The 23767-nt window shown below is 39.8% G+C and carries 24 protein-coding genes and 1 riboswitch; of the genes, 13 read left to right on the plus strand and 11 right to left on the minus strand.

The window, feature by feature from the left end; all coding sequences use genetic code 11:
- Positions 1-209: 209 nt before the first annotated feature.
- Both ABVM50_RS05455 and ABVM50_RS05460 read left to right on the plus strand, forming a co-directional pair.
- Positions 210-548, plus strand: a complete 339-nt coding sequence (locus ABVM50_RS05455; protein ID WP_405200311.1) for a hypothetical protein — start codon at positions 210-212, stop codon at positions 546-548.
- A gap of 303 nt (positions 549-851) precedes the next feature.
- Positions 852-2210: a sigma-54-dependent transcriptional regulator gene (locus tag ABVM50_RS05460; RefSeq protein WP_405200312.1), complete on the plus strand. Its 1359-nt coding sequence runs from the start codon at positions 852-854 to the stop codon at positions 2208-2210.
- On the opposite strand, the gene ABVM50_RS05465 is transcribed toward ABVM50_RS05460, so the two are convergent.
- The gene (locus tag ABVM50_RS05465) at positions 2200-4635 is read right to left on the minus strand and encodes a hybrid sensor histidine kinase/response regulator (protein ID WP_405200313.1); all 2436 of its coding nucleotides are present in this window, start codon (positions 4633-4635) and stop codon (positions 2200-2202) included. The two genes, ABVM50_RS05460 and ABVM50_RS05465, sit on opposite strands and share 11 nt — an antisense overlap.
- Positions 4636-4720: 85 nt before the next feature.
- A riboswitch (TPP riboswitch) is annotated at positions 4721-4810 on the plus strand.
- Between the two features lie 105 nt (positions 4811-4915).
- On the opposite strand from ABVM50_RS05465, the gene ABVM50_RS05470 reads away from it, so the two are divergent.
- Positions 4916-7297 carry a TonB-dependent receptor gene (locus ABVM50_RS05470; RefSeq protein ID WP_405200314.1) on the plus strand — a complete coding sequence of 794 codons (2382 nt, stop codon included), beginning with the start codon at positions 4916-4918 and terminating at the stop codon, positions 7295-7297.
- A gap of 65 nt (positions 7298-7362) precedes the next feature.
- Here ABVM50_RS05470 and ABVM50_RS05475 read toward each other — a convergent pair whose 3' ends face one another.
- Positions 7363-7791: a hypothetical protein gene (locus ABVM50_RS05475; protein ID WP_405200315.1), complete on the minus strand. Its 429-nt coding sequence runs from the start codon at positions 7789-7791 to the stop codon at positions 7363-7365.
- A gap of 250 nt (positions 7792-8041) precedes the next feature.
- Between ABVM50_RS05475 and greA the strand changes: the two genes are divergently transcribed.
- The 3 genes from greA (at position 8042) to ABVM50_RS05490 (ending at position 9425) form a co-directional block, all read left to right on the plus strand.
- The gene (greA, locus tag ABVM50_RS05480; protein WP_141876630.1) at positions 8042-8518 is read left to right on the plus strand and encodes a transcription elongation factor GreA; all 477 of its coding nucleotides are present in this window, start codon (positions 8042-8044) and stop codon (positions 8516-8518) included.
- Positions 8519-8619: 101 nt separating this feature from the next.
- On the plus strand, positions 8620-9015 hold the full coding sequence (locus ABVM50_RS05485) for an HIT family protein (RefSeq protein WP_141876631.1): 396 nt from the start codon (positions 8620-8622) through the stop codon (positions 9013-9015).
- The gene (locus ABVM50_RS05490) at positions 9012-9425 is read left to right on the plus strand and encodes an acyl-CoA thioesterase (RefSeq protein WP_405200316.1); all 414 of its coding nucleotides are present in this window, start codon (positions 9012-9014) and stop codon (positions 9423-9425) included. The genes ABVM50_RS05485 and ABVM50_RS05490 overlap by 4 nt, the downstream gene beginning before the upstream one ends.
- Here ABVM50_RS05490 and ABVM50_RS05495 read toward each other — a convergent pair.
- Positions 9422-10570, minus strand: coding sequence for a sensor histidine kinase (locus ABVM50_RS05495; RefSeq protein WP_405200318.1), 1149 nt, complete (start codon positions 10568-10570; stop codon positions 9422-9424). The two genes, ABVM50_RS05490 and ABVM50_RS05495, sit on opposite strands and share 4 nt — an antisense overlap.
- Positions 10571-10682: 112 nt before the next feature.
- Between ABVM50_RS05495 and ABVM50_RS05500 the strand changes: the two genes are divergently transcribed.
- From ABVM50_RS05500 to aat, 3 genes are all read left to right on the plus strand, one after another.
- Complete coding sequence (locus ABVM50_RS05500; RefSeq protein ID WP_405200319.1) at positions 10683-11555, plus strand: flavin reductase family protein; 873 nt, start codon at positions 10683-10685, stop codon at positions 11553-11555.
- A 7-nt stretch (positions 11556-11562) separates the two neighbouring features.
- Positions 11563-11934, plus strand: a complete 372-nt coding sequence (locus ABVM50_RS05505; protein ID WP_295178663.1) for a DUF3127 domain-containing protein — start codon at positions 11563-11565, stop codon at positions 11932-11934.
- Between the two features lie 78 nt (positions 11935-12012).
- The gene (aat, locus tag ABVM50_RS05510) at positions 12013-12651 is read left to right on the plus strand and encodes a leucyl/phenylalanyl-tRNA--protein transferase (protein WP_405200320.1); all 639 of its coding nucleotides are present in this window, start codon (positions 12013-12015) and stop codon (positions 12649-12651) included.
- A gap of 13 nt (positions 12652-12664) precedes the next feature.
- On the opposite strand, the gene ABVM50_RS05515 is transcribed toward aat, so the two are convergent.
- Genes ABVM50_RS05515 through ABVM50_RS05540 form a run of 6 tightly spaced genes read right to left on the minus strand, consistent with a single transcriptional unit; the run spans position 12665 to position 16649 of the window.
- A complete protein-coding gene (locus tag ABVM50_RS05515; protein WP_405200321.1) occupies positions 12665-13258 on the minus strand; it encodes a DNA-3-methyladenine glycosylase I in 594 nt (197 codons plus the stop codon).
- A gap of 3 nt (positions 13259-13261) precedes the next feature.
- Positions 13262-13975: a hypothetical protein gene (locus tag ABVM50_RS05520; protein WP_405200322.1), complete on the minus strand. Its 714-nt coding sequence runs from the start codon at positions 13973-13975 to the stop codon at positions 13262-13264.
- A 21-nt stretch (positions 13976-13996) separates the two neighbouring features.
- A complete protein-coding gene (gene truB, locus ABVM50_RS05525; protein ID WP_405200323.1) occupies positions 13997-14713 on the minus strand; it encodes a tRNA pseudouridine(55) synthase TruB in 717 nt (238 codons plus the stop codon).
- Positions 14703-15497 (minus strand): undecaprenyl-diphosphate phosphatase, encoded by a 795-nt coding sequence (locus ABVM50_RS05530; protein ID WP_405200324.1) that lies wholly within the window; start codon positions 15495-15497, stop codon positions 14703-14705. The genes truB and ABVM50_RS05530 overlap by 11 nt, the downstream gene beginning before the upstream one ends.
- A 6-nt stretch (positions 15498-15503) precedes the next feature.
- Positions 15504-15767 carry a DUF3098 domain-containing protein gene (locus tag ABVM50_RS05535; protein ID WP_405200325.1) on the minus strand — a complete coding sequence of 88 codons (264 nt, stop codon included), beginning with the start codon at positions 15765-15767 and terminating at the stop codon, positions 15504-15506.
- A 3-nt stretch (positions 15768-15770) separates the two neighbouring features.
- Complete coding sequence (locus tag ABVM50_RS05540) at positions 15771-16649, minus strand: cell division protein FtsX (protein WP_405200326.1); 879 nt, start codon at positions 16647-16649, stop codon at positions 15771-15773.
- A gap of 167 nt (positions 16650-16816) precedes the next feature.
- Here ABVM50_RS05540 and ABVM50_RS05545 point away from each other — a divergent pair, with 167 nt between their 5' ends.
- From ABVM50_RS05545 to ald, 3 genes are all read left to right on the plus strand, one after another.
- Positions 16817-17746, plus strand: a complete 930-nt coding sequence (locus ABVM50_RS05545) for a ketopantoate reductase family protein (RefSeq protein WP_405200327.1) — start codon at positions 16817-16819, stop codon at positions 17744-17746.
- A gap of 144 nt (positions 17747-17890) precedes the next feature.
- Positions 17891-20704, plus strand: coding sequence for a leucine--tRNA ligase (leuS, locus tag ABVM50_RS05550; protein ID WP_405200328.1), 2814 nt, complete (start codon positions 17891-17893; stop codon positions 20702-20704).
- A gap of 102 nt (positions 20705-20806) precedes the next feature.
- Complete coding sequence (gene ald / locus ABVM50_RS05555; protein WP_405200329.1) at positions 20807-21907, plus strand: alanine dehydrogenase; 1101 nt, start codon at positions 20807-20809, stop codon at positions 21905-21907.
- Here the strand turns inward: ald and rimM are convergent.
- Both rimM and ABVM50_RS05565 read right to left on the minus strand, forming a co-directional pair.
- Positions 21904-22431: a ribosome maturation factor RimM gene (rimM, locus tag ABVM50_RS05560; protein WP_405200330.1), complete on the minus strand. Its 528-nt coding sequence runs from the start codon at positions 22429-22431 to the stop codon at positions 21904-21906. The two genes, ald and rimM, sit on opposite strands and share 4 nt — an antisense overlap.
- Positions 22432-22442: 11 nt before the next feature.
- Entirely contained in the window at positions 22443-23039 is a 597-nt protein-coding gene (locus ABVM50_RS05565; RefSeq protein ID WP_405200331.1) for a 30S ribosomal protein S16, read from the minus strand.
- A 261-nt stretch (positions 23040-23300) separates the two neighbouring features.
- Between ABVM50_RS05565 and ABVM50_RS05570 the strand changes: the two genes are divergently transcribed.
- Positions 23301-23747, plus strand: coding sequence for a PA2169 family four-helix-bundle protein (locus ABVM50_RS05570; RefSeq protein ID WP_405200685.1), 447 nt, complete (start codon positions 23301-23303; stop codon positions 23745-23747).
- The last annotated feature ends 20 nt before the right edge of the window (positions 23748-23767 follow it).

Here is a 23767-nt window from a genome sequence, read left to right on the forward strand (position 1 = left end):
CGGGAGCCCTTTCTGTATTTATGTGCCACTGGAAAAATGACTCTGATTTTCTACACTCATTTCCTAAAAATCACAGAATATCTACATAATTAAGTGTGAAATAAATTAAGTAATGCTTCGAATAATTTGGTTCTCAGGCGCTTCCGTAGAATTGATTCAATTTGGTATGATTTTGACTCTATTCTTTACATAACCACAAAACAAACATTATGAAAAAGTTTATTTTAAGTACAGCAACCATTGCAGCTTTATTTTTTACTACAGGAAATCTACATGCACAGGATGAAGAGACAGAAGTAGAGACCGAAGTAGAAATGGAACAGGAAACTACGGAATTTGAATCTATCGATGTGATCTCATTACCACAGAATATCAAAGATGCTGTTTTGACCGACTATAATGGTGCAGTAGCTAGTGAAGCCTGGGTGATGACCAAAGATGATGAAGCCAAGGTTTATAAACTGAACCTGGATGTAAAAGGTGAGCAAGAGCAAGTTTTTATAGATTCTGATGGAAACTGGCTTAAAGAAGATGAAACTGAAAAATAGAACTTGTCTGATTAATGAGAACCCAACTCAAGGCATATTGGATCTTATATGAAGTTTGAAAACTTGAAATTTATAGAAATGGTAGCAGCCTAGCTGCAACAACCATAACAACTAACACCAGATCCATTTCTATAAATTTAAAAGTTCATGACGCAGATCTGATTAAATGGAAACCAGTTACTTGCAAAATTTTAATTTTGCAGGCTACCTAAGGAGGCTTTTTCGAAGCCTCTTTTTTTATGCTTTCTTTTAAAACCATATGAGTTAAAGATTCTTACCTTTGCAGCTCACTAAAGCTATTCTATGTCTAAAGTTCTGGTCGTTGAAGACGATGTTGCCTTCGGTACTATGCTCAAAACCTTTTTAGAGAAAAGGGAGTATAAAGTCGAGCTGGTATTTTCTGCAGCAGAAGCATTCAATAAGATTGAAAAAAGCAACTTTGAACTTGTACTTACAGATGTTCGTCTACCAGATCATGATGGCCTTGAGATTTTGAAAAGAGTTAAAGCTAAGGACATTGCTACTCAAGTGATCGTAATGACGAGTTATGCTGAAATCAGTATGGCAGTAAATGCTATGAAAGAAGGTGCATTCGATTATGTATCCAAGCCATTTCGACCTGAATCTATATTACAAACCATAGAAAATGCCTTGCGCACTAAGGTGGTAGCACCAAAAGAAGTTGCCGCGAAACCCGTAAAAAAAGCCAGCAAATCCAGTTCAACAACACAAAGACTTGATCTTGTAGAGGGCGTTAGTGAACCTTCCCGAAGACTTGCCGATTATGTCGAACTGGTATCCCCAACAAATATGTCGGTTTTGATCACCGGTGAAAGTGGTACGGGAAAAGAGCAGGTGGCAAAGAGCATCCATCTGGAAAGTAAAAGACGTGATGCGCCATTTATCGCCGTAGATTGTGGAGCGATCCCTAAAGAGATAGCTTCCAGTGAATTCTTTGGTCATATCAAAGGTTCCTTTACCGGCGCGATAAACGATAAAACCGGTCACTTTGAAGCCGCTAACGGTGGGACATTGTTTCTTGATGAAATTGGAAATCTTAGTTATGAACTTCAGGTACAGTTATTACGTGCGCTTCAGGAACGACGTGTAAAACCTGTGGGAAGTAATAATGAAATAGAAGTAGATATTCGTGTGGTAACTGCAACCAATGAAGATTTATCGAACGCAGTAAAAGAAGGTGATTTCCGTGAAGACCTTTACCATAGACTTAATGAGTTTTCTATAAAAATTCCTGCACTTCGCGAGCGTAAAGAGGATTTGATGCTGTTTGCGAACCATTTTCTTGATGAGGCGAACAAGGACCTGGAGAAAAATGTGCTTGGCTTTACAGATAAAGCAATAGATGCTTTTAAGAACTACAACTGGCCTGGTAACCTTCGTGAACTTCGGAACATGGTGAAAAGAGCTGTATTGCTCACCCAGGAAGATCTAATTCCGCTAAAAGTTTTGCCTCATGAGATTGCAACTTCCAGTCGTTCTACGGAAAATGATTACGGTCTGTTCAAGAATAAGAATGAAGAACAACTAATTCTTGATGCTCTTGAGAAAACTGATGGTAATAAAAGTAAAGCCGCCAGAATGCTTTCTATAGATAGAAAGACGCTTTATAATAAGCTGAAGCAGTACGGCATCAAACTTTAATTTTCGCTTCGATATCGTTTAATAGCTGTTCAAGCTTTTCCTGAAGACTTACGAATTCAGTTTTATCTATATTTTTCCTTTCTTCAAGTTTTAGTAACTCTGGCGTGATGGTATGTGCCTGCATTTGTCTAAGCATTGGTAACATTCTATGAGCAGTTTTGCCCAATTCATCCTCGTTCTGACTCTCCCATGCCGATTTCAATTGTTCCATACTTTCTTTGGTTCCCTCGATAAAGGCCTGAAGTATTTCTTTAAAGGCAGCATCGTCTTTACCAGCAAATTCATAAATCTCAGAAAGATCGTAAAGTCCTGTCTGTAGCTCTGTAGATTTTCCTTGTTCATTACTGGAAACTGGATCTTTATGTTCCAGATCCAGCACATCAGCGATCGTTTCTTTTAAGGTTCTGGATTTATAGGGTTTCAGTAACTTTTCATCGAAACCGGCATCCATATAGACTTGTTTCTCAAGATCTGTACGACCCGATAAAGCGATAACGGGCAAATGCATGATCTCATCGGTATCGCGAATAGTTTTAATAAGTTCAAAACCATCCAGAACTGGCATTTGAATATCGGTAAGAATAAGATCATATTCTTTCTGGCTGATCTTTTCAAGCGCGATCTTACCATTTGCCGCAGTATCTATTTCGAAACCCATAGATCTGGATAGTTCTACGGTAAGGGATAATTGTCCAGGTTCATCATCTACTACCAGCGCCTTTAGTCCTGAAGCAGCATAATTCTTCTCAATTTTATTTTCTAAAGATTTCTTCGATTTCTTAACTGAAGGCTGATATTTCTCGACCGGAATTTCAATGATAAATTCACTTCCCATCCCGGGTTCGCTTTCCACCCTGATGTCACCATCCAATAAATGCGCGAGTCTTTTCGTGATGGCAAGTCCAAGACCAGTACCGCCAAATTTCTTCTCAATACTGTTATCTTCCTGGGAGAATTCCTCGAAAATACTATCCTGTTTCTCTTTTGAGATTCCGATCCCGGAATCCTTGACTCTTAATTCAAGAATTTCTTTGTTCTTCTTAGGTTTTACGAGATTTGCAGAGATGACAATGCTTCCTTCTTCCGTAAATTTCCAGGCATTTGAAATCAGGTTTGCCAGAATCTGTTTAATTCTGAAAGGATCACTAACCAGCTGCATTTGTGCTTCAGGAGCAACAACTATTTCAATACTTACATTTTTGGTCCTTTCCGCAGGAATGATATTATTTACAGTATCCTCGATCAATTTGCCGGGGTGGAAAGCTAGTTTTTCTATCAGCATTTTTCCCGCTTCGAGTTTCGAGAGATCCAGCAAATCATTGACCAGTCTCAGGATAAATTCTGAAGATTTTTTGATCTGCTTTAAATAATATGCTTGCTTTTCATCAAGATCGGTTTTCTGTATAAGATCTGTATATCCCATGACGGTTGTCAATGGGCTTCGAAGATCGTGAGTGATCGCAGCCATGAACTGCTCTCTACTGGCCAGTAGTGATTCTGCAAAATTCTTGGCCTCTTCCAGTTGCACCCTGTATCGCTGACTTCTGGTAATATCACCAATAATATTAATGATAAAATAAAGGATGATCAGGATAATAATACAGCTCCCAATTAGAATGATCGTGGAAGTTTTGTCCAGCATATTCTGAAAAGTCTCTGCTCGTTCCAATGAATTTTTTCGTTCGCTTTTCTCTAAATTAGATAGCAAACCCTGTAATTGCTGATTCAGGATCATATCATTATTAAGCAACTCATTTTCCTTCTGAACCACCTCATTTTGAAACTGTCGGTTAGCAAATTCAAGGTCGGTTAATACTCTCTTGACAGATTTGACCAGCGAATCCAGACGCTGAGTAGTAATATTTTCGGCATTATCTTCTCTTGAATATTCCAGCCACTTTACCAGCACATCTTTTTGATAAGATTTTAAATTCCTGAATCTGTTCTCGTAATTATAATCCTTGAAAGACTGGTCAATATTCCGAAGTTCCCCAAGAGCTTTCCGGTAATAATTGGTATTCCTGTCGGTATCTCGTAAAGCAACCAGCTCCTTCAGGTTTTCTGTCTTTTGTTCCAGAAGTTGGTAAATACTATCTGCTTCGTCTTCAAAATCAAGTTGCGTATAACTTTTCTCCAGTTCATTGATCTTGGATTTAATACTGTCAATTTGAGAATTGTAAAGTTGTAGCTCTTCTTCATTCCCGGTTTGTATCAAACGCCGGCTTGTATTTTCAGATTCGTTGAGGTTGGTGGAAATCTCAGATACCAGGATGAGCTGCTGTGTATTTTCAGTATTCGTCTGGGCAATTTCAGAATAGGTGAGCACCTGGTTATAAATATACCAGACAGCAAGCCCGGCGAGAATGGAAACAATCACATATCCTGCAACAACCTTAACTGTTAAAGAGCGTTTCGTATTTAGCATAAACTTCCTGTGTACTTAAAAATCTTTATTCCCAATTTTCTTCAAATGTATTGCATTTCTAAAAAAGCATATTACATTTGCGGCATAATCTCATAAGGGGTGCCTTAACGGGCTGAGATCATACCCAATGAACCTGGGCAGGTAATGCTGCCAAGGGATACGCACGAAAGTGCGATGTATGTACTCCTGTTATTACCATATTGGTGATCTCAGGATTTTTTATTTTATAACTAAATCAGGAAAGAATAATTGCCCCTTTTATTCGTAGAAAATTTTGCGAATGAAACATTTATTATCTTTTGTGGCGCTGCTGGCAATTTCTCTTCAGGCCTACGCACAGGATTACAAACTCAGTGGTATCGTAACTGAAAATGGAAATCCTATCGATGGAGCTTCAGTTTATCTGCAAAGTACAGGTTCTGGAACTTTAACCAACGAAAATGGTTATTATGAGCTTGAGCTTTCAGAAGGAAATTATACGCTTATCTTCTCCTTCGGAAATCAAAGAAGTAGAACTGTAAATCTAACCGAAGACTCGACTTTAAATATTGATCTTGCCGGAGCGCAGGAATCTCTGGATGAAGTATTTCTATCTTCTGTGAGGGTGACCGATGAATCTCCAATTACCTATAGCAATTTAAGCAACGAAGAAATTGGCGACAGGAATCTTGGACAGGATATTCCGGTACTTATGAGCTATATGCCCAATGTAGTTACCACAACCGATGCCGGGAACGGTGTTGGCTACACGGGAATTCGTGTTCGTGGTAGTGATGCCACAAGGGTGAATGTATCCATCAACGGGGTGCCTTATAATGATTCTGAAAGCCAGGGAACTTTCTGGGTGAATCTGGGAGATTTTGCTTCTTCCGTAGAAAATTTACAGCTACAGCGTGGTGTGGGAACATCAACTAATGGAGCTGGTGCTTTTGGGGCAAGTCTTAACATCCTTACAGATGCTTATAAAGAAGAAGCTCAGGGAGAGATCGCGAACAGTATCGGTTCTTACAATACTTTTAAGCATACCGTAAAATTTAGCACTGGTCTTATTAATGATCATTTCAGTTTTACAGGACGTGCTTCAAAAATTAGAAGTGATGGTTATATAGACCGGGCAAGTAGTGATTTAAAATCATACTTTCTACAGGGATCTTTCGTAGATGATAATACACTTATTAAAGCACTTACTTTTGGTGGTAGCGAAAGAACCTATCAGGCCTGGTATGGTATCGATGCTGAAACACTTGAAAATGACCGCACATTTAATCCGGCAGGAATCTATACCGATGAGGATGGAAACACGAAGTTCTATGACGGGCAGACAGATAATTATAAACAGGATCATTACCAGTTACTATGGAACCAGGATTTTGGGTCTAACTGGTCTACAAACCTTGCACTTCACTATACCTACGGTCGCGGATATTATGAGGAATATGAAGAAGATGCAGATCTACAGGAATTCGGACTTCCCTTATTCATGTCTAATGGAGAGGAAATTACCTCTTCAGATCTTGTAGGGACCAAATGGCTGGATAATCATTTCTACGGAACCGTTTTTAGCGTGAATTATGAGACTACCAATTGGGATCTTACCCTTGGTGGAGGATGGAACAAATATGATGGTGATCATTATGGCGAGGTGATCTATACCAGATTTGCTCGTAATAATGACCCTTACGAACCATACTATTTCAACCAGGCAGATAAAACCGACTTCAATATCTACGGAAAAGCAAACTTTGCGATTACTGAAAAACTTGGAGGTTATTTAGATCTTCAGTTAAGAACCGTGAACTATGAAACCGACGGACTTCTAGATGACCAGACTCGATTTTTAAACGATGATAACTTTAGTTTCTTTAATCCGAAGGCTGGGTTAACCTATCAATTGAATGAAGGTGACCAGTTCTACCTATCCTACGCACGTGCTCATCGTGAGCCAAGTCGTGGCGATTATGAAAATGGAGATCCGGAACCTGAAGAATTGAATGATTTTGAACTTGGTTGGAGACATCAAAGCACCAATTTTGTTTTGAACACGAACCTGTATTATATGGATTATCAAAACCAGCTGGTGCTTACCGGAGGTCTTGATGATGTTGGGGCATTTATTCGCCAGAATAGCGGAAATTCCTATCGACTGGGACTAGAGGTAGATGCAACAGTTAGGGTGACAGACAACTTTAATATTCGACCAAATATTTCCTTAAGCCGAAATAAGAACGTGGACTTTGTTTCTCCATTCGATGGAGAACTGGTAGCCTATGGAGATACAGATATTTCATATTCTCCAGAGATCGTCGCTGCGAACATGCTGGAATATTCACCGGTTAAAGGGCTCGAACTTAAATTTCTCTCTAAATATGTTGGAGAGCAATTTATGAGTAATGTAGAAGCAGAAAATTCAAAACTGGACAGCTATTTTGTGAACGATTTTAATGTTCAGTACACTTGGGACAAGGCCTGGATGTTCCGTGAGATCGTACTTACAGGACTGGTAAATAATATATTTGGAGAGGAATATGTGTCTAACGGATATTATTATACCTACGATATTTCCAGCGATACTAATCCATCTGGAGTGCAAACTTTTGACGGAGCTGGATATTATCCACAGGCAACAACAAATTTCTTACTTGGACTTACATTGAAGTTCTAAATCAACTTTAATGCATTTTTGCAGCCTTCTTTTCAAATTGTAGGGGTTTGAAGAGAAGGCTTTTTTTAGTTAAAGATCTGCAGCATATTGCCAGATTTCTCTACTCTATATGGTTTCATACCGTATTCACCTTCTCCTTCTGAAAGTTGTCCTGTGATCACATTATAAGAATTATCATCACAATTACAGGTTGCGATCACTCCATTCAGGGTCATTGCAGAACAGGATCTTGGTGGGTGGTTTGGATCACTTAGTTCAAAAGCTACATATTGATCGTTGTTGATATTGTAAATAACCACTCCTTTTACTCCATAATTGTAGGTCGCATAAGCGTTTCCTGGAAACTGCAGATTGTTGTATTCAGGTAAGGATAAATTTACCTGAAACCTGAAACTTAGATCGGCGAGATTCGGGTTATTATTAAAAGAATCGTCAGACCCGGAACAGGCTGTAAGTAGTACATAAACAGTCAATAGACTCAGTAGTTTCTTCATATAAATTGTATTGAGGCGAAAATAATATAATTGCTCCAAAAGATTAAATTTCTTACATTTGTTCAAAGAAATCCCGTAATTCATGGGATTTTTTTAATTAATAATGCAATAGTTTGAACCCGGAGCACTAAAAATTTGTAGATCCGGGCTTTTCCACGTCGTGGAACCATAAAAATTACCAGATCATTAAGCTATTAATTCCTGAATCTAACCATGGGTTATTTCCGCGGAATTTTAAAACGATAAAGTTATGAGTAAAGTATCTTATTACACCCCTGAAGGGTTGAAAAAACTTAGAGATGAGCTCAACCAGTTAAAAGATGTTGAGAGACCGAAGGCTTCAAATGCTATTGGTGAAGCGAGAGATAAGGGAGACCTTAGTGAAAATGCAGAATATGATGCTGCCAAGGAAGCCCAGGGATTATTGGAATTGAAAATTTCCAAACTGGAAGAAGTTATGGCTAACGCACGAGTGATCGATGAATCTCAACTGGATACTTCCAAAGTGCTGGTCCACTCACATGTAAAAATTAAGAACCAGACCAACGGAGCAGAGATGACTTATAAGCTGGTCGCACAAAGCGAAGCCGATCTAAAATCTGGAAAGATCTCTGTAGATTCTCCAATTGGTAAAGGTTTACTTGGAAAAAAAGTAGGCGATACTGCTGAAATTCAGGTGCCCAACGGTACAGTTACCTTTGATGTGATCGAGATCTGGAGAGAGTAACAGTTCATTACAGTTAAAATATGATCCTTTTCTTTCATCTTATTTTTAAGATTTGAGAAAAGGATTTTTTAATTTTAAGGCAAACCAACCATACTAATATTATGTCAACCTTATTTACAAAAATCGTTAGAGGAGAAGTGCCAGCTTATAAAGTAGCAGAGAACAGTCAGTTTCTTGCATTTCTCGATGTGAATCCAAATGGAAAAGGTCACACGCTCTGCATTCCGAAGAAGGAAGTGGATAAGATCTGGGACCTTGAGGAAGAGATCTACCAGGAATTAATGCGTTTTTCCAGAAGTGTTGCGATTGCATTGGAAAAGACCGTTCCCTGCAAAAGAGTGGGAATGGCCGTTATTGGACTTGAAGTGCCACATACCCATGTACATCTTATTCCTTTAAATACTATGGATGAAATGAACTTCTCCAACAAAGTGAAAATGACTGAAGAGGAATTTCAGGAACTTGCAGAAAAAATTCATGCGAACGTAGAGCTGTGAAAGAAATCGCAGATTATAAACTGAGCCTGGAACTCAGGATAGACTGGAGCGATCTGGATATGTATCAGCATGTGAATAATATCACGTTCATGCGCATTATGCAAAGTGGTAGAGTCAATTTCTGGGAAGCAACCGGTATCCACGAGTTCTATCAGAAAACAAATAAGGGAACCATGCTGGTGTCTACGAATTGTGATTTCAAGCGACCTTTACACTATCCGGGAATTGCACGAATTTTAACCAAACTAGACAAGGTAGGGAATAGCAGCTTCACCTTAAGACACTTGATATTGAACAATGAGGATCAGATCTGTGCCGAAGGACTGGACACTGTAGTCTGCTATGATTTTGATAAGAACAGCACTTTCCCGGTTCCAGATTGGTTAAGGGAAAAGATATTCGAGTATTAGATCTTTTTAAGACTTATCTGGAAAGTGGTGCCTTTTCCAATCTCACTTCTAGCAACCTTGATCTTACCCTGGTGATACTCTTCTATGATTCTTCTGGCTAAGGAAAGACCTAGTCCCCAACCACGTTTTTTTGTGGTTTGTCCAGGCTCGAAGATCACTTTAAATTTGTTCTTGTCGATGCCTTTCCCGGTATCTGTAATATAGATATGTGCCTGTTTCATGTCCTGCTTGATCTCGATCAAAAGCTCTCCTTTTCCACGCATGGCATCTATCGCATTCTTGACCAGGTTTTCTATGGTCCAGCTATACAGTTGTTCGTTGAGCATAACCCAGATTGGTTGCCTTGGAGTCTGAATGCTGAAATCAATTAGATTGGAACTTCTCAATTTTAAATAGTCAAAACTTTCCCGGGTAGCTTCTACAATATTTATCTCCTTCAGATTTGGTGCAGAGCCAATTTTTGAAAATCTTTCAGTAATGGTTTGTAAGCGGTCGATATCCTTTTCCATCTCCTTGATATAAGAAGGATCCACATCTTCAGATTTTAAAATTTCAGTCCACCCGATTAAGGAGCTCAACGGAGTCCCGATTTGATGGGCAGTTTCCTTGGCCATACCCGCCCACAACTTGTTCTGTTCACTATTCTTTGTGGTAGTATAGAAAAAATAAACGACCCCAATAAACAGAAAGCCTATAAGCGTAAGCCCAATAGGGTAATATTTAAGTTTATTAAGTGCGGGTGAATTTCCGTAGTATAAATTCTGGACTTGACCTTCTCCAAGATCTACGGCAATCGGGTCATTTTCCTCTTTTAGCTCAATTAGATATCCTTCTAATCTTTCGCGATCTTCGAGGATCACAGGGTCAATATTCGTAGTGTAGGCGATCGCTCCATCTTCATTGGTGTGTATTATGGGGATCGTGGTATTGTTATTCAGGATCTCAAGGATCAGGCTAAGATCAGCATCTTCAGGAGCGGCACTTAGTTCTTCCTGCGCCTGGGCCCAGATATTCATTTTAGCTCTTTCGTCTTCCTTAAGCCGTTGAAAAAAGATACTGGTGTTCCAAAGGACCAACGCGGTAACCACAAGACAGGAAAGAATGATAAACCAGCGATTAAAGCTGCGTTCGTCGGGTAGATTCATGTATTACTACGGCTTTATAGAATAAATATAAGCGTTTTAAAATGATTTTTATTGTAATGCTTTGGCTTTTCATTCCCTCTACATTTCTTTATCTTTGGCGAAAATAAAGTATATGTTCAGTATAGAGCCAAAAGATATAGGAACAGGTAAATTACATCAGTATTTACTTGGGTCTATTGGACCAAGACCTATTGCTTTTGCAAGTACCATTGACGAGGAGGGGAAACCAAATTTATCTCCTTTTAGTTTTTTCAATGTTTTTGGCGCAAATCCTCCGGTTCTTATTTTCTCTCCTGCCAGAAGAGGACGGGACAATACGACCAAGCATACTTTTGAGAATGCAAAAAAAGTAGATGAGGTGGTGATCAATATTGTAAATTACGACATTGTTCAGCAAATGTCGCTTTCAAGTACTGAGTATGGGGAAGGTGTAAATGAGTTCGAGAAAGCCGGGCTTACAATGCTGAAATCTGATCTGGTGAAGCCATTTCGTGTGGCAGAATCTCCGGTTCAAATGGAATGCAAGATCGTTGATATCATTGAAACCGGAACTGAAGGTGGAGCGGGAAATCTTGTGATCTGTCACGTGGTCAAGATCCATGTGAAGGAAGAAGTTCTTGATGAAAACGGTTATATTGATCAATATAAAATAGACCAGGTAGCCCGTATGGGTGGCAATTGGTATTCGAGAGCCAGAACAGGAATGTTCGAAGTTCCTAAGCCGCTTTCGACTTTAGGAATTGGTGTAGATGCAATGCCAGAAGAGATCAGAAACAGTAAAGTTCTAACTGGTAATGATCTTGGGAAACTTGGAAATGTAGAATCCTTGCCAGATGATGCCGAAATTCAGGATTTTAAGAAACAGGAAGCTGAAGTAGCTGAATTAGTCGAAAGCAAGGATCAGGAAAAAATTCATAAACAGGCACAGCGGTATCTTGAACAGGATGAGCCGATGAAAGCCTGGAAAATATTATTAGCAAAATAGAGATAAAATGGAAGTACAGGGAAAAATCAAATTAATAGGAGATACAAAGACCTTCGGAAATAATGGGTTTCAGAAGAGAGAAATGGTTGTGACGACAGAGGAGCAATATCCTCAACATATCATGATCGAATTCGTTCAGGATAAATGTAGTCTTCTGGATGCCTTTAAAGTAGGTCAGCCAGTAAAGGTTGGTATCAACCTTAGAGGTAGAGAATGGGTGAGCCCACAAGGGGAAACTAAATACTTTAATTCTGTACAGGGTTGGAGAATTGAGAACCTTGCCGCTCAACAGCCGTCTGGAGGTAACGTACCACCACCAGACCAGTTCGAGCCAGCAAGTGATTTGAACGAAGAGGATTACGACGATCTGCCTTTCTAAGGAGAAGTCTTATAAAAATTAAAAGTCCGGTGATTATTTCATCGGACTTTTTTAATTTCATCAAACAATTTTGAGTAGGTGTATTTTATAGGTCCGGGACAAAAATTTCCTCCAGTAGAGCTGGCAGATGAAGATGGTTTTCTTGCAGTCACGCGGGAACTCAGTATTGATCGAATACTGGAGGCCTATCACTTAGGGATCTTTCCATGGTATAGTGAAGGGCAGCCTGTTTTATGGTGGTCACCAGATCCCAGAATGGTGCTGTTTCCTGAAGAGCTGAAGATTTCCAAAAGTATGCGTCCTTACCTGAATAAAAACAAATTTCAGGTCACTTTCAATCAGGATTTTGAGGCGGTCATCGATCACTGCGGAAAAGTTTTCAGAAAAGGTCAGGATGGTACCTGGATCACTCCAGAGATTAAGAGATCTTACCTCGACTTACATCGAATGGGATTAGCCATTTCAGCTGAAGTATGGGATGATAATAATCTGGTTGGAGGTTTATACGGAATTTATCTTCGGAAGAAAAAAATATTCTGTGGGGAGAGTATGTTTGCGAATGTGAGCAACGCTTCTAAATTTGGGTTTATAAAACTGGTTCAAAAGCTTCAGGAGGAAGACGTACATCTAATAGACTGCCAGGTGTATACAGATCATCTTGCTAGTCTGGGAGCACAGGAGATCACGAGAGAAGAGTTTCTTAGTTATCTAAAGTAGCAACTAATAGTTTCTAAGTTTTCATCTTTTCACCAAGTTTCCTGATCTCATCATAACGAAAACAATCAATTTCATGGTCATTGACCATTCCGGTTGCCTGCATATGTGCATAGATCACTGTTGAGCCGGTAAACTTAAAACCGCGTTTCTTCAGGTCTTTTGATAACTGGTCGCTGATAGCCGTAGTCGCGGGTGCTTCCTTATAATTCGTTACTTTATTCTGTATTGGAGTGCCATCGACAAAGTTCCAGATATACCTACTAAAACTGCCAAACTCATCCTGAATTTTGATGAATTGTTGTGCGTTATTGACGGTGGCTCTAATTTTCAACTGGTTCCGGATGATTCCGGCATTTTCCATTAGTTCTGTGATCTTCGGTTCATCATATAAAGCGATCTTTCGATAATCGAAATCATCAAATGCTTCCCTGAAATTCTGCCTTTTTCTTAATACGGTGATCCAGCTCAATCCCGCCTGAAAGGTTTCAAGGCTGAGAAATTCAAATAAATTATGGTCATCAAGAACTGGAACTCCCCATTCCTGGTCATGATAAGCTTCATAGAGCGCATCTCCTTCACACCAACCACATCGTTTTAATTCTGCCATATTCTAAGATTTAAAATAGTATGTGATGGTTCCCGGCTGCTCATTCTTGCCAGCAAGCTTACTAAACCTTGCTCCTGCGGCATATTCCATCGCTCTTTCAACAAGGCATTCATTATCTGAAGTGGAACTGCCTTTATTCAGGCTGGTTTCGAGTACGTAGCCGTTAGCATCCACACTAATGTTGATCACGATCTTACCTGCAACGTCACAGGTATAAACAGGATTCGGAATCTTAACTGCCCGACGGCCCTTTAAGGAAAATGAAATACTGCTATAATCATACACTGCCGATTTCTGTGAGCTCTCTTCAGAGGAATCATCACCGTTGGAAGCATCTTTCTTCCTGTCAGCAGTTTTCTTATTAACCTGGTAGTTTCCGACGCCTTGTGTGTCTTCGCTTTCCTCGGCTTCCTGGCTGGCACTATTCTTCTGGAAAATTTCGTCCAGCTTGTTCTTCATGTCTGCATCCCGAGCTTCCTTATCTTCATTATAGGCCTTGTTGGTCTGAACGTTTCTTCGTTGTTGCTGAGGTTGTGCTTCCTGTTCTTCAGGTTCCTCTTCCGGAGCCTTTTCCTTCTGAAATTGCTCAAGATCCACGAGCATTTCTCCGGCTGCTTTTTGCTTGTTGGCCATATTGAGATTGTACAACGCCAGAAATAGCACAGCAAATAGCAGGGAAGTAATAATGAGAGCTTTGTGTTTGTCGAAAAAATCCATGGGATTAGAGTTTTCTCTATCTTAAATGTTCTCCCGTGAAGGTAAGAATTTTTCGAAAGATTCGATATCCATGGCATTTTCTACGGAATATTCTCCGATTCCGGTTCTTCTCAATGCTGAAAGATGTGCTCCACTGTCTAAAGCCATCCCAAATTCGTGAGCCAGGCTACGGATGTACGTTCCTTTGCTACAAACTACTCTGAAGTCTATATCAGGAAATTTGCCAGAGTCGATATCAAAAGCGTTTATTTCGATCTCTCGTTTTTCGACTTCAACATGCTCACCTTCCCGGGCGTATTCGTAAAGTCGCTTTCCATCCTTTTTCAAAGCTGAAAAAACCGGTGGTGTCTGTTCGATCTTTCCAATAAAGTTTTTACAGGTTTCCAGCAACTTTTCTTCAGTAATATGAGAAGTTTCGAAAGTTGCGTCAAATTCGGTTTCGAGATCAAAAGAAGGTGTTGTGGCACCAAGGCTAACGGTTCCCGTATATTCTTTGATCTGTCCCTGTAGATCGGGAATGGTTTTGGTAAACTTTCCTGTGCAAATTATTAAAAGCCCGGTAGCCAGTGGATCTAAAGTTCCAGCATGACCAACTTTGATTTTCTTGATATTACAACTTTTTCTAATGAGCCATCTTACTTTGTTCACCAGCTGGAAAGAAGTCCAGTTCAATGGTTTGTCGAAAAGAAGTACCTGTCCGGCTTTGAATTCTTCCGCAGTAAATTGTTTATTGAGCATAGGCAAAAATAATCGCTGCGATTCCCACTACAAAACAATAAATGGCAAACCAGGATAGCTTGCTTTTTTTAACAAGAGTGATCATCCAGGTGCAGGCAACCAATCCAGCGATAAAAGCCGCTATGAAACCTACTGCAAGTGCTGTCAGGTCTGTGGAACTGGAAGTTAACTCTCCTCCTAAAAGATCTTTCGCGATCTTTCCGAAGATGAGAGGCACTACCATCAAGAATGAAAATCTTGCAGCTTTGGTTTTGTCGTTTCCAAGCAAAACAGAAGTGGAAATAGTGGCGCCACTTCTTGAAATTCCTGGGAGCATAGCGATCGCCTGGGCTACTCCAATTACAAATGCATTAGAATAGCTTACCTTTTTTCCGGTATCTTTCGCTTTATCTGCAAGCCATAAAAGCAATGCAGTCACAAGAAGCATAAATCCAACGAACAATATATTTCCTCCAAAAAGCGCTTCAAGTTGTTCTTCAAAAAGTAATCCTACTATAACAGCAGGAAGCATAGAAATTATGATCTTCAGTGAAAACTGGGTTTCTTCGTTCCATTTAAAACTGAAAAGACCTTTTAAAATTTCAAAAACATCTTTTCTGAAAATGACCAGGGTGCTTAATGCGGTAGCAAAATGGAGTACCACCGTAAATAATAGTGATTCTTCTGGTACACTAGTATCCCCAAGAATTGCTTTTCCTAATTCTAAATGTCCGCTTGAGGAAACTGGTAAAAATTCAGTAAGTCCCTGGATGATCCCGAGGATCACCGCATCTAATAGATCCAAATTTGATTATTTTTTATGTGGGTTCAACAGAATGGCGTAGACTTCGATCACAAAGCCAATTAGCACTAGGGTTGGCGCAAGCCTTATACGTTGAAAATTATAAATAGCATCATTAAATTCGTTCGGATTTTCGCTACCACCACCAGACATGAGTATAAAGCCAAGTGCGATCACGGCAAGACCAATGAACATGAACATATAGTTTCTTTTTCCGAAAACAAATCCGGTATTAAAACTTCCTCCCTGGTGAATTTCTTTCTCTTTTTTCATGGTCTAATAATAAAGTTCGTCTGTTTTAAGATTCAGAAAACGAGATGTCGCGAAATATGTGCTTATCCAGGTAATAACGATACCCATCAGGAAAATTCCGGAGAATAGTATCACTAGCATTTTTACATCTCCCAGAAGATTCAATTCCTGAAAACTGTTGTTGAGATAGAATAGCACTGCGGCCATTCCAATAAGTGCGAGAATCGCCCCGATAAGCCCCAGTTTTACACTTTGCCAGATAAAAGGTCTGCGTATAAAACCTTTGGTAGCACCAACCATTTGCATGGTTTTGATGATAAATCGTTTTGAATACACAGCCAGCCTGATGCTGCTGTTAATTAATAGGACGGCGATAAAAGTGAAAACCGTACTGGCAATCAATACCCACAGACTAATTTTCTTAACATTATCATTCAATAAGGCGATTAGCGGTTTGTCATAAATGACCTCATCTACAAAATTTTTGGAAGTAAGATCTGCTGCAATTTCATCCACCTGTTCCGAAGAAACGAAATCGGCATTCATATAGACATCAATAGAATTCTGCAGTGGATTATAACCCAGAAATTCCATGAAGTCTTCCCCTATTTCTTCGCTATGGGCAGCGGCAGCATCTTCCTTGCTTACATAGGTAGTAGTCTTGGTGTAATCTGCCATCGCCAGGCTCTTTTTCAATTGTTCGATCTCTACTTCCTTGGCGGTATCTTTTAAATATACGGTAAGCGCTATCTGTTCTTTAAAGTGATCTGCCACTTTCTTGGTGTTCAAAACCAAAAGTCCCAGCATTCCTAAAAGGAATAAAACCAGTGCAATACTAATCACAACAGAGAAATAGGAGGATATGAGTCGGCGTTTTTGATACCTTTCAAAAGATGTGGTCATATAGTGACTTCAGATTTTTTGTAAAAATAAGAAAGTTCAGCTTTCTCAATATTTAAAACGTTTAAACTTTTGAAAATATTGGATGCATAAAGTTGTGAAGTTTTATTGATTGAACCTGCTGATCTTCAGGTTAAACCGAAATAAGTACATTTGGGCAAAAGACGTTTATGAAAATCTTAGTTTATGGAGCAGGTGGAGTTGGCGGCTACTTTGGAGCGAGACTTGCAGAATCAGGTAACAAAGTGAGTTTTATTGCTCGTGGAGAACACATGCGGGCGATCAAGGAATCTGGCTTGCAGCTGGAAAGTATCAATGGAGATATTACTGTGCATCCCGAGTTGGTAACCAATGATATTAATGAAGTTGGTACTCCAGATCTTATATTATTGGGAGTGAAAAGCTGGCAACTTTCAGAGGTCGCCTCAGAATTAAAAAAGATTATTTCCAGAGATACGATCGTGCTGCCATTACAGAATGGAGCAGATAATTATGAAAAGCTCACCGAAATACTTCCAAAGGAAAACGTAATTGCGGGTTTATGTTTTATCGTGAGTTATATTGAAAAACCCGGGAAGATCAAGCACGCCTCTTTTGAGCCAAGGATCGTTTTTGGGGAAGCAGACAATAGTAGATCTAAACGGATTTCAAAGATTAGTACTTTATTTTCGGAAGCTAAGATTGATTTTCTTAATCCGGAAAATATTCAGCTGGAGATCTGGAAAAAGTTTCTTTTTATCTGCACCATCAGTGGAATTGGCGGATTTACACGCGTAAGTATCGATAAGATTAGAAATAGTTCATACCTGTTGGACCTTATGAAACAAACTTCCGCAGAAATTAAATCAGTTGCTAATGCCAAAGATATTCCGCTGAATGATGAGCATATTGAAAAAGCTTTCCAGATCATCGAAAACCAGCCACAAGGAACTACAGCTTCCACTCAAAGAGATATTATGGAGGGAAAACCTTCAGAAATCGAAAATTTTAATGGTTTTATAGTTCGGGAAGGTGAGCGACTGGGAATTAAAACGCCGGTGAATAAAATGATCTATGAATGCCTGAAGCCCATGGAAGAGCAGGCTAGAAAAACACTTTAAGTGTTCCTTGTTAGCTCTAAAAAAGTCCTTTAAAATTGTATTTTTGCATCCGTATAAAAATGGTAGGAGAGATCCCGCCACCTGTGCTTCGGGGTTTTGAACTTTCCCGGGCTGTTCATAAGAATTTAGTTAAGCAGATATCACATGAGTTACCACTTTAATAAGATCGAGGAGAAATGGCAGAAATACTGGGCGCAAAACCAGTCTTTCAAGGCCACCAACAATACCGATAAACCAAAATATTATGTGCTGGATATGTTTCCTTATCCCTCTGGAGCGGGTTTGCATGTAGGGCATCCATTAGGGTATATTGCCAGTGATATCTATGCCCGATACAAGCGCCATAAGGGATTTAACGTATTGCATCCACAGGGATATGATAGTTTTGGGCTTCCGGCAGAGCAGTACGCGATCCAGACGGGTCAGCATCCTGCGTTAACAACTCAAAATAACATTGCCCGTTACCGGGAGCAACTTGATAAGATCGGATTTTCATTTGACTGGAGTCGTGAAGTGCGTACCAGTGAGCCAGATTATTATAAATGGACACAGTGGATCTTTATCCAATTATTCGAGAGCTGGTATGATCTGGAAGCTGAAAAGTCCAGACCGGTTTCTGAATTGGTGGATATATTTTCTTCGGAAGGGAATACAAGGGTCAACGCTGCTTGTGATGCTGATATTGCTGAATTTTCTGCGGAAGAATGGAATCGTTATTCTGAAGATGAAAAAGAACGAATTTTATTAAAGTACCGACTTACCTACCTTGCTGAAACTGAAGTGAACTGGTGCCCGCAACTGGGAACCGTTCTCGCTAATGATGAGATCGTAAATGGTGTTTCTGAAAGAGGAGGCTACCCGGTAGTTCGTAAAAAAATGACTCAATGGAGCATGAGAATTTCAGCTTTTGCTGAAAGATTGCTGCAGGACCTCAATAAACTTGACTGGACTGAAAGTCTGAAGGAGAGTCAGCGTAACTGGATCGGGAAATCTGTAGGTGCTCAGGTTGCTTTTAAAGTAATGAACAGCGATACAGAGTTTGAAGTTTTCACCACCAGACCCGATACCATTTTTGGAGTCAATTTTATGACACTTGCTCCAGAGCATGAACTCGTTTCCAGGATCACTACTGAAGATCACAAGGAAGAAGTTGTAGCTTATATTGAAGCGACGGCAAAAAGGAGTGAGCGTGAGCGAATGGCCGATGTAAAAACCATTAGCGGTGCTTTTACCGGAGCGTATGCTGAACATCCATTTACGAAAGAGCCAATTCCAATCTGGATCGGTGATTACGTGCTGGCAGGATATGGAACCGGGGCGGTAATGGCCGTTCCTTGTGGAGACCAAAGAGATCATGATTTTGCGAGACATTTTGATCTCCCTATCACTAATATTTTCGAAGATGTAGATGTTTCCCAGGAAGCTTATGCGGGGAAAGAAGGAACAGTGATCGCAAACTCAGATTTTCTTAGCGGGCTGGAATATAAAGAAGCGTTGAACCGTGTAATTCTTGAGCTTGAAAAAACAGGTCAGGGTTATGGTAAGACAAATTACAGGCTTAGAGATGCCGTCTTTAGCCGACAGAGATATTGGGGAGAGCCATTTCCTGTTTATTATGTAAATGGACTGCCAAAAATGATAGATCTGGAGCACCTTCCATTAAGGTTGCCAGAAGTGGAGAAATATCTTCCTACCGAAACCGGTGAACCACCTTTGGGAAATGCTACTAACTGGGCATGGGATGCTGAAAAAAATGAGGTAGTTTCTAATGATAAGATTAACAACTCCACAGTATTTCAGTTGGAATTGAATACCATGCCGGGATGGGCTGGAAGTAGCTGGTATCTTTTCAGATATATGGATGCCGGCAATCCTGATACTTTTGTTTCCGAAGAGGCACAGCAGTACTGGGAAAATGTGGATCTTTATATTGGTGGTAGCGAACATGCTACGGGTCACTTATTGTATTCCAGATTCTGGACCAAATTTTTAAGTGATCGTGGGAGACTTACCGTAGAAGAACCATTCAAGAAATTGATCAACCAGGGAATGATCCTGGGAACCAGTGCGTTTGTTTACAGGCTGGAAGGAGAGAATGTATTCATTTCAAGCACCCAGATCAAGGGAAACAACGTGCAGCCAATTCATGTAGATGTTTCGTTGGTAAATTCCTCAGATGAACTTGATGTAGAAGGTTTCAAAAAGTGGAGACCTGAATTTGCAGATGCTAAATTCGTGCTGGAAGATGGACGATATATTGTTGGAAGGGAAGTGGAGAAAATGTCGAAGTCTAAATACAATGTGGTGAATCCAGATGAGATCTGTGAGCGATACGGTGCAGATACACTAAGAATGTATGAAATGTTCCTGGGGCCGCTCGAACAGGCAAAACCATGGAATACAGCGGGAATTACCGGCGTACATAATTTTCTGAAGAAATTCTGGAAGCTTTTCCATGATGAAGAGCAGTTCGTTGTTACTAACGATAAAGCTTCAGCGGATTCTTTAAAAACAATACATAAAACCATTAAAAAAGTAACAGAGGATATTGAAGACTTCAGTTTCAATACTTCGGTTTCTACATTTATGATCTGTGTAAATGAGCTTACTGCTCAAAACTGTAACCAAAGGGAGGTGCTTGAGCCTTTAACTGTGCTTATCGCACCATACGCACCTCATATTGCCGAAGAACTTTGGGAAAAACTTGGTAATACTGAATCTATTACTACTGCTGAGTATCCGGTGTATGAAGAGAAGTTTCTTGTGGAGAGCACGAAGAACTACCCAGTTTCTTTTAATGGTAAGATGAGATTTACAATGGAATTACCTATGGATATGTCCAGAGAGGAAATTGAAAAGAATGTTCTTAACGATGACAGGACTAAAAATCAATTAGACGGATCTACCCCTAAGAAAGTTATAGTCGTTCCGGGTAAAATTGTAAATATCGTAATGTAACCCCCTTTAAATTATTAGATAGGGTTGTAAAATGTAATTTATAACTTTTTACACCCCTATTTTTATTTTCTTCACTATTTTTCGGAAACAAATTTATCTACCATGAAAATTGGAATTCCGAAGGAGATCAAAAACAATGAAAACAGGGTGGGCATGACACCTGCTGGGGTACTCGAACTCTCGAAAAAAGGTCATGAAGTTTATGTACAATCAACTGCTGGTGATTCCAGTGGTTTTGATGACAAAGACTATCATGCTGCAGGTGCTACAATACTTCCATCTATAGACCGGGTTTACAGTGCTGGCGATATGATCGTAAAGGTCAAGGAACCGATCGAACAGGAATATGGTCTAATTAAAGAAGATCAGATAGTTTTTACATATTTCCATTTTGCTTCCAACCAGAATCTTACGGAAGCCATGATGCGTAGTAAATCTGTGTGTATAGCTTATGAAACGGTAGAAGATAAGGATGGTACATTGCCATTATTAACTCCTATGAGTGAGGTGGCAGGAAGGATGGCTATTCAACAGGGAGCGAAATATCTTGAAAAACCTGTTCAGGGTAAAGGTTTGTTACTTGGTGGTGTACCGGGTGTTCCACCAGGTAAAGTGCTTGTGCTGGGTGCAGGTGTGGTCGGGATTCAGGCAGCGAAAATGGCTGCTGGATTAGGTGCCCAAGTAACCGTTCTTGATGTGAACATGAACAAATTAAGATACGTGAACGATATCATGCCTAGCCACGTGGTTACCGAATTCTCGAACGAATATAATATTAGGAAACACTTGAAAACTACAGATCTAGTGGTTGGTGGTGTCTTAATCACAGGTGCAAAGGCTCCAAAACTGGTTACCAGAGATATGCTAAAAACGATGCAGCCGGGGGCAGTGATCGTGGATGTAGCGGTGGACCAGGGAGGTTGTATCGAAACCACGAGACCGACTACGCACGAGGAACCTGCTTATATCATTGATGATATTGTACATTATTGTGTGGCTAACATGCCCGGAGCGGTGCCTTATACTTCTACGCTTGCTTTAACAAATGTCACATTACCTTATGTTCTCAAACTTGCAGATGCAGGTTGGGAAAAGGCATGTGATCATGATCCATTGCTTGCTAAGGGACTTAATATTGTAAAGGGAGCTATAGTCTATAATCCAATACTGGAGGCGTTTGGATGGGATGAAACCTATGCTTAGCTAAGGTAAAGGTCAACCAGACCTTCAGGGGTGATAACTTTGATCTCCTTATTCTTTTTATCTACCTTTTCAATAAACTCATCGTTCATTGGAATCAGGATTTGTTTGCCATCCTTATCAATTTCGAACAGCGCCTGGGCTGTAGTATCGTTGATGGAAACGATCGTTCCAATATTCCCGTGTTGTTGATCGATAACATCAAAACCAATGATCTCATGGAAATAGAATTTATCGTCGGGAAGCTGAGGTAATTGTTCAAGAGGCAGGTAGAGTTCTGCACCAATCATGTCTTCTGCATCCTGCTCGGTATCGATATCTTCGATCTTGGCTCTTAGAAGAGTACTTTTGTGGAGGTAAGATCTTTCAATAAAAAATGGAACCAGGTTTTCGTTGTATTCAACGAAAACCGATTCCATTTCTGTGTAAAGTTCAGGTTCGTCGGTGTCTAATTTAATAAGCACTTCGCCCTTAAAACTAAATTTTGCGACGATGCGCCCCAGGTAGAAACAATCTTCCTTAGTCATCGTCTACTGTTTTAAGCGTCTTTTTTGTCTTCAGTATTAGCTTCTTCTGCAGTTGCAGCGCCCACTTCTTCTTCAGCAGCTTCGACAGTTGCGTCATCTGTAGCTTCTGCAGTTGCAGCAGCTTCAGCTTCAGCAGCCGCTTTCGTTTCAGCTTCAGCAGCTTCTCTTGCTTCAGCGTCACGTTTAGCGTTTACTTCTTTTTCAGCTTCTAAAGCTTTCGCTTTTTCAGCTTCCTGAGCTTTCGTCAAAGAATCTTTCTTTGCGTCAACTTTTCCTTCTTTCTCTTCCATCCAGGCGTTGAATTTCTCTTCAGCCTGTTCTTCAGTTAAAGCACCTTTCTTAACTCCACCTGCAAGGTGTTTCTTAAGTAAAGCTCCTTTGTAAGAAAGAATTGCACGAGCAGTGTCAGTTGGCTGAGCACCGTTCTGCAACCATTTTACGGCTCCATCAACATCTAATTCGATAGTTGCAGGATTTGTGTTTGGATTGTAGATCCCTAATTTGTCAAGGAATTTACCATCTCTTTTAGAGCGGGTATCCGCTGCTACGATCCAGAAAAAAGGTTTTCCTTTTTTACCGTGTCTTTGTAATCTTATTTTTACTGGCATAAAAATTAAATTTTGGGGTTCTCGACCCCGATTATTAATAAGGCTGCAAAGATACTACATTTTTCTAATTCTGAACACTTTAGCATTAGATTTTAAAATGCTCAGCTGAAGTCTCGAAATCTGCCATTTTGGGAGTTATTTTAGTTAAAAATAATGGTGGCTGTTAAAAGAGGTTAATTAGTGCTAAACCCTGTTAAATAGGTTGTTATCGAGGTTTTCTCAACATATCTTTGGGTAACTAATATGAAAAAAAATAAAGCAATGAGTTATTCAGAAAATGTATCTAAGAAACTTAATGAGTTACTAGAAAAGAATTATGATGCTGAGAAAGGATATAAACTGGCAGCTGAAAAAGTAAATAACCAACGATTAAAGAGTTTTTTCTCTGCTCGTGCACAGGAACGTTACGATTTTGGACATGAATTAAAATCTGAGATCAGCAACTTCGGTGAAACTCCGGATAAAGGAACAAGTATCGCAGGTGATCTTCACCGTGGATGGATGAATTTAAAAGCTAGCTTATCTGGTGATAAAGATGAAGCGGTTCTTGAAGAAGCTATTCGTGGAGAAAAAGCAGCTGTAGAGGAATATGAAGAGATCCTTAAGGATTCTGAAGTTCCTGCAAGTACTGGAAATGTACTAATGAAGCAAAAAAATGCTATTGTAGCATCTCTTAATGAAGTGAAGGCTTTAGAAGATATCGCCTAAAAACAAATCAGATCAGAAAT

Origin of the sequence: Christiangramia sp. LLG6405-1, from assembly GCF_045055805.1 — a bacterium.
Taxonomy (GTDB): domain Bacteria; phylum Bacteroidota; class Bacteroidia; order Flavobacteriales; family Flavobacteriaceae; genus Christiangramia.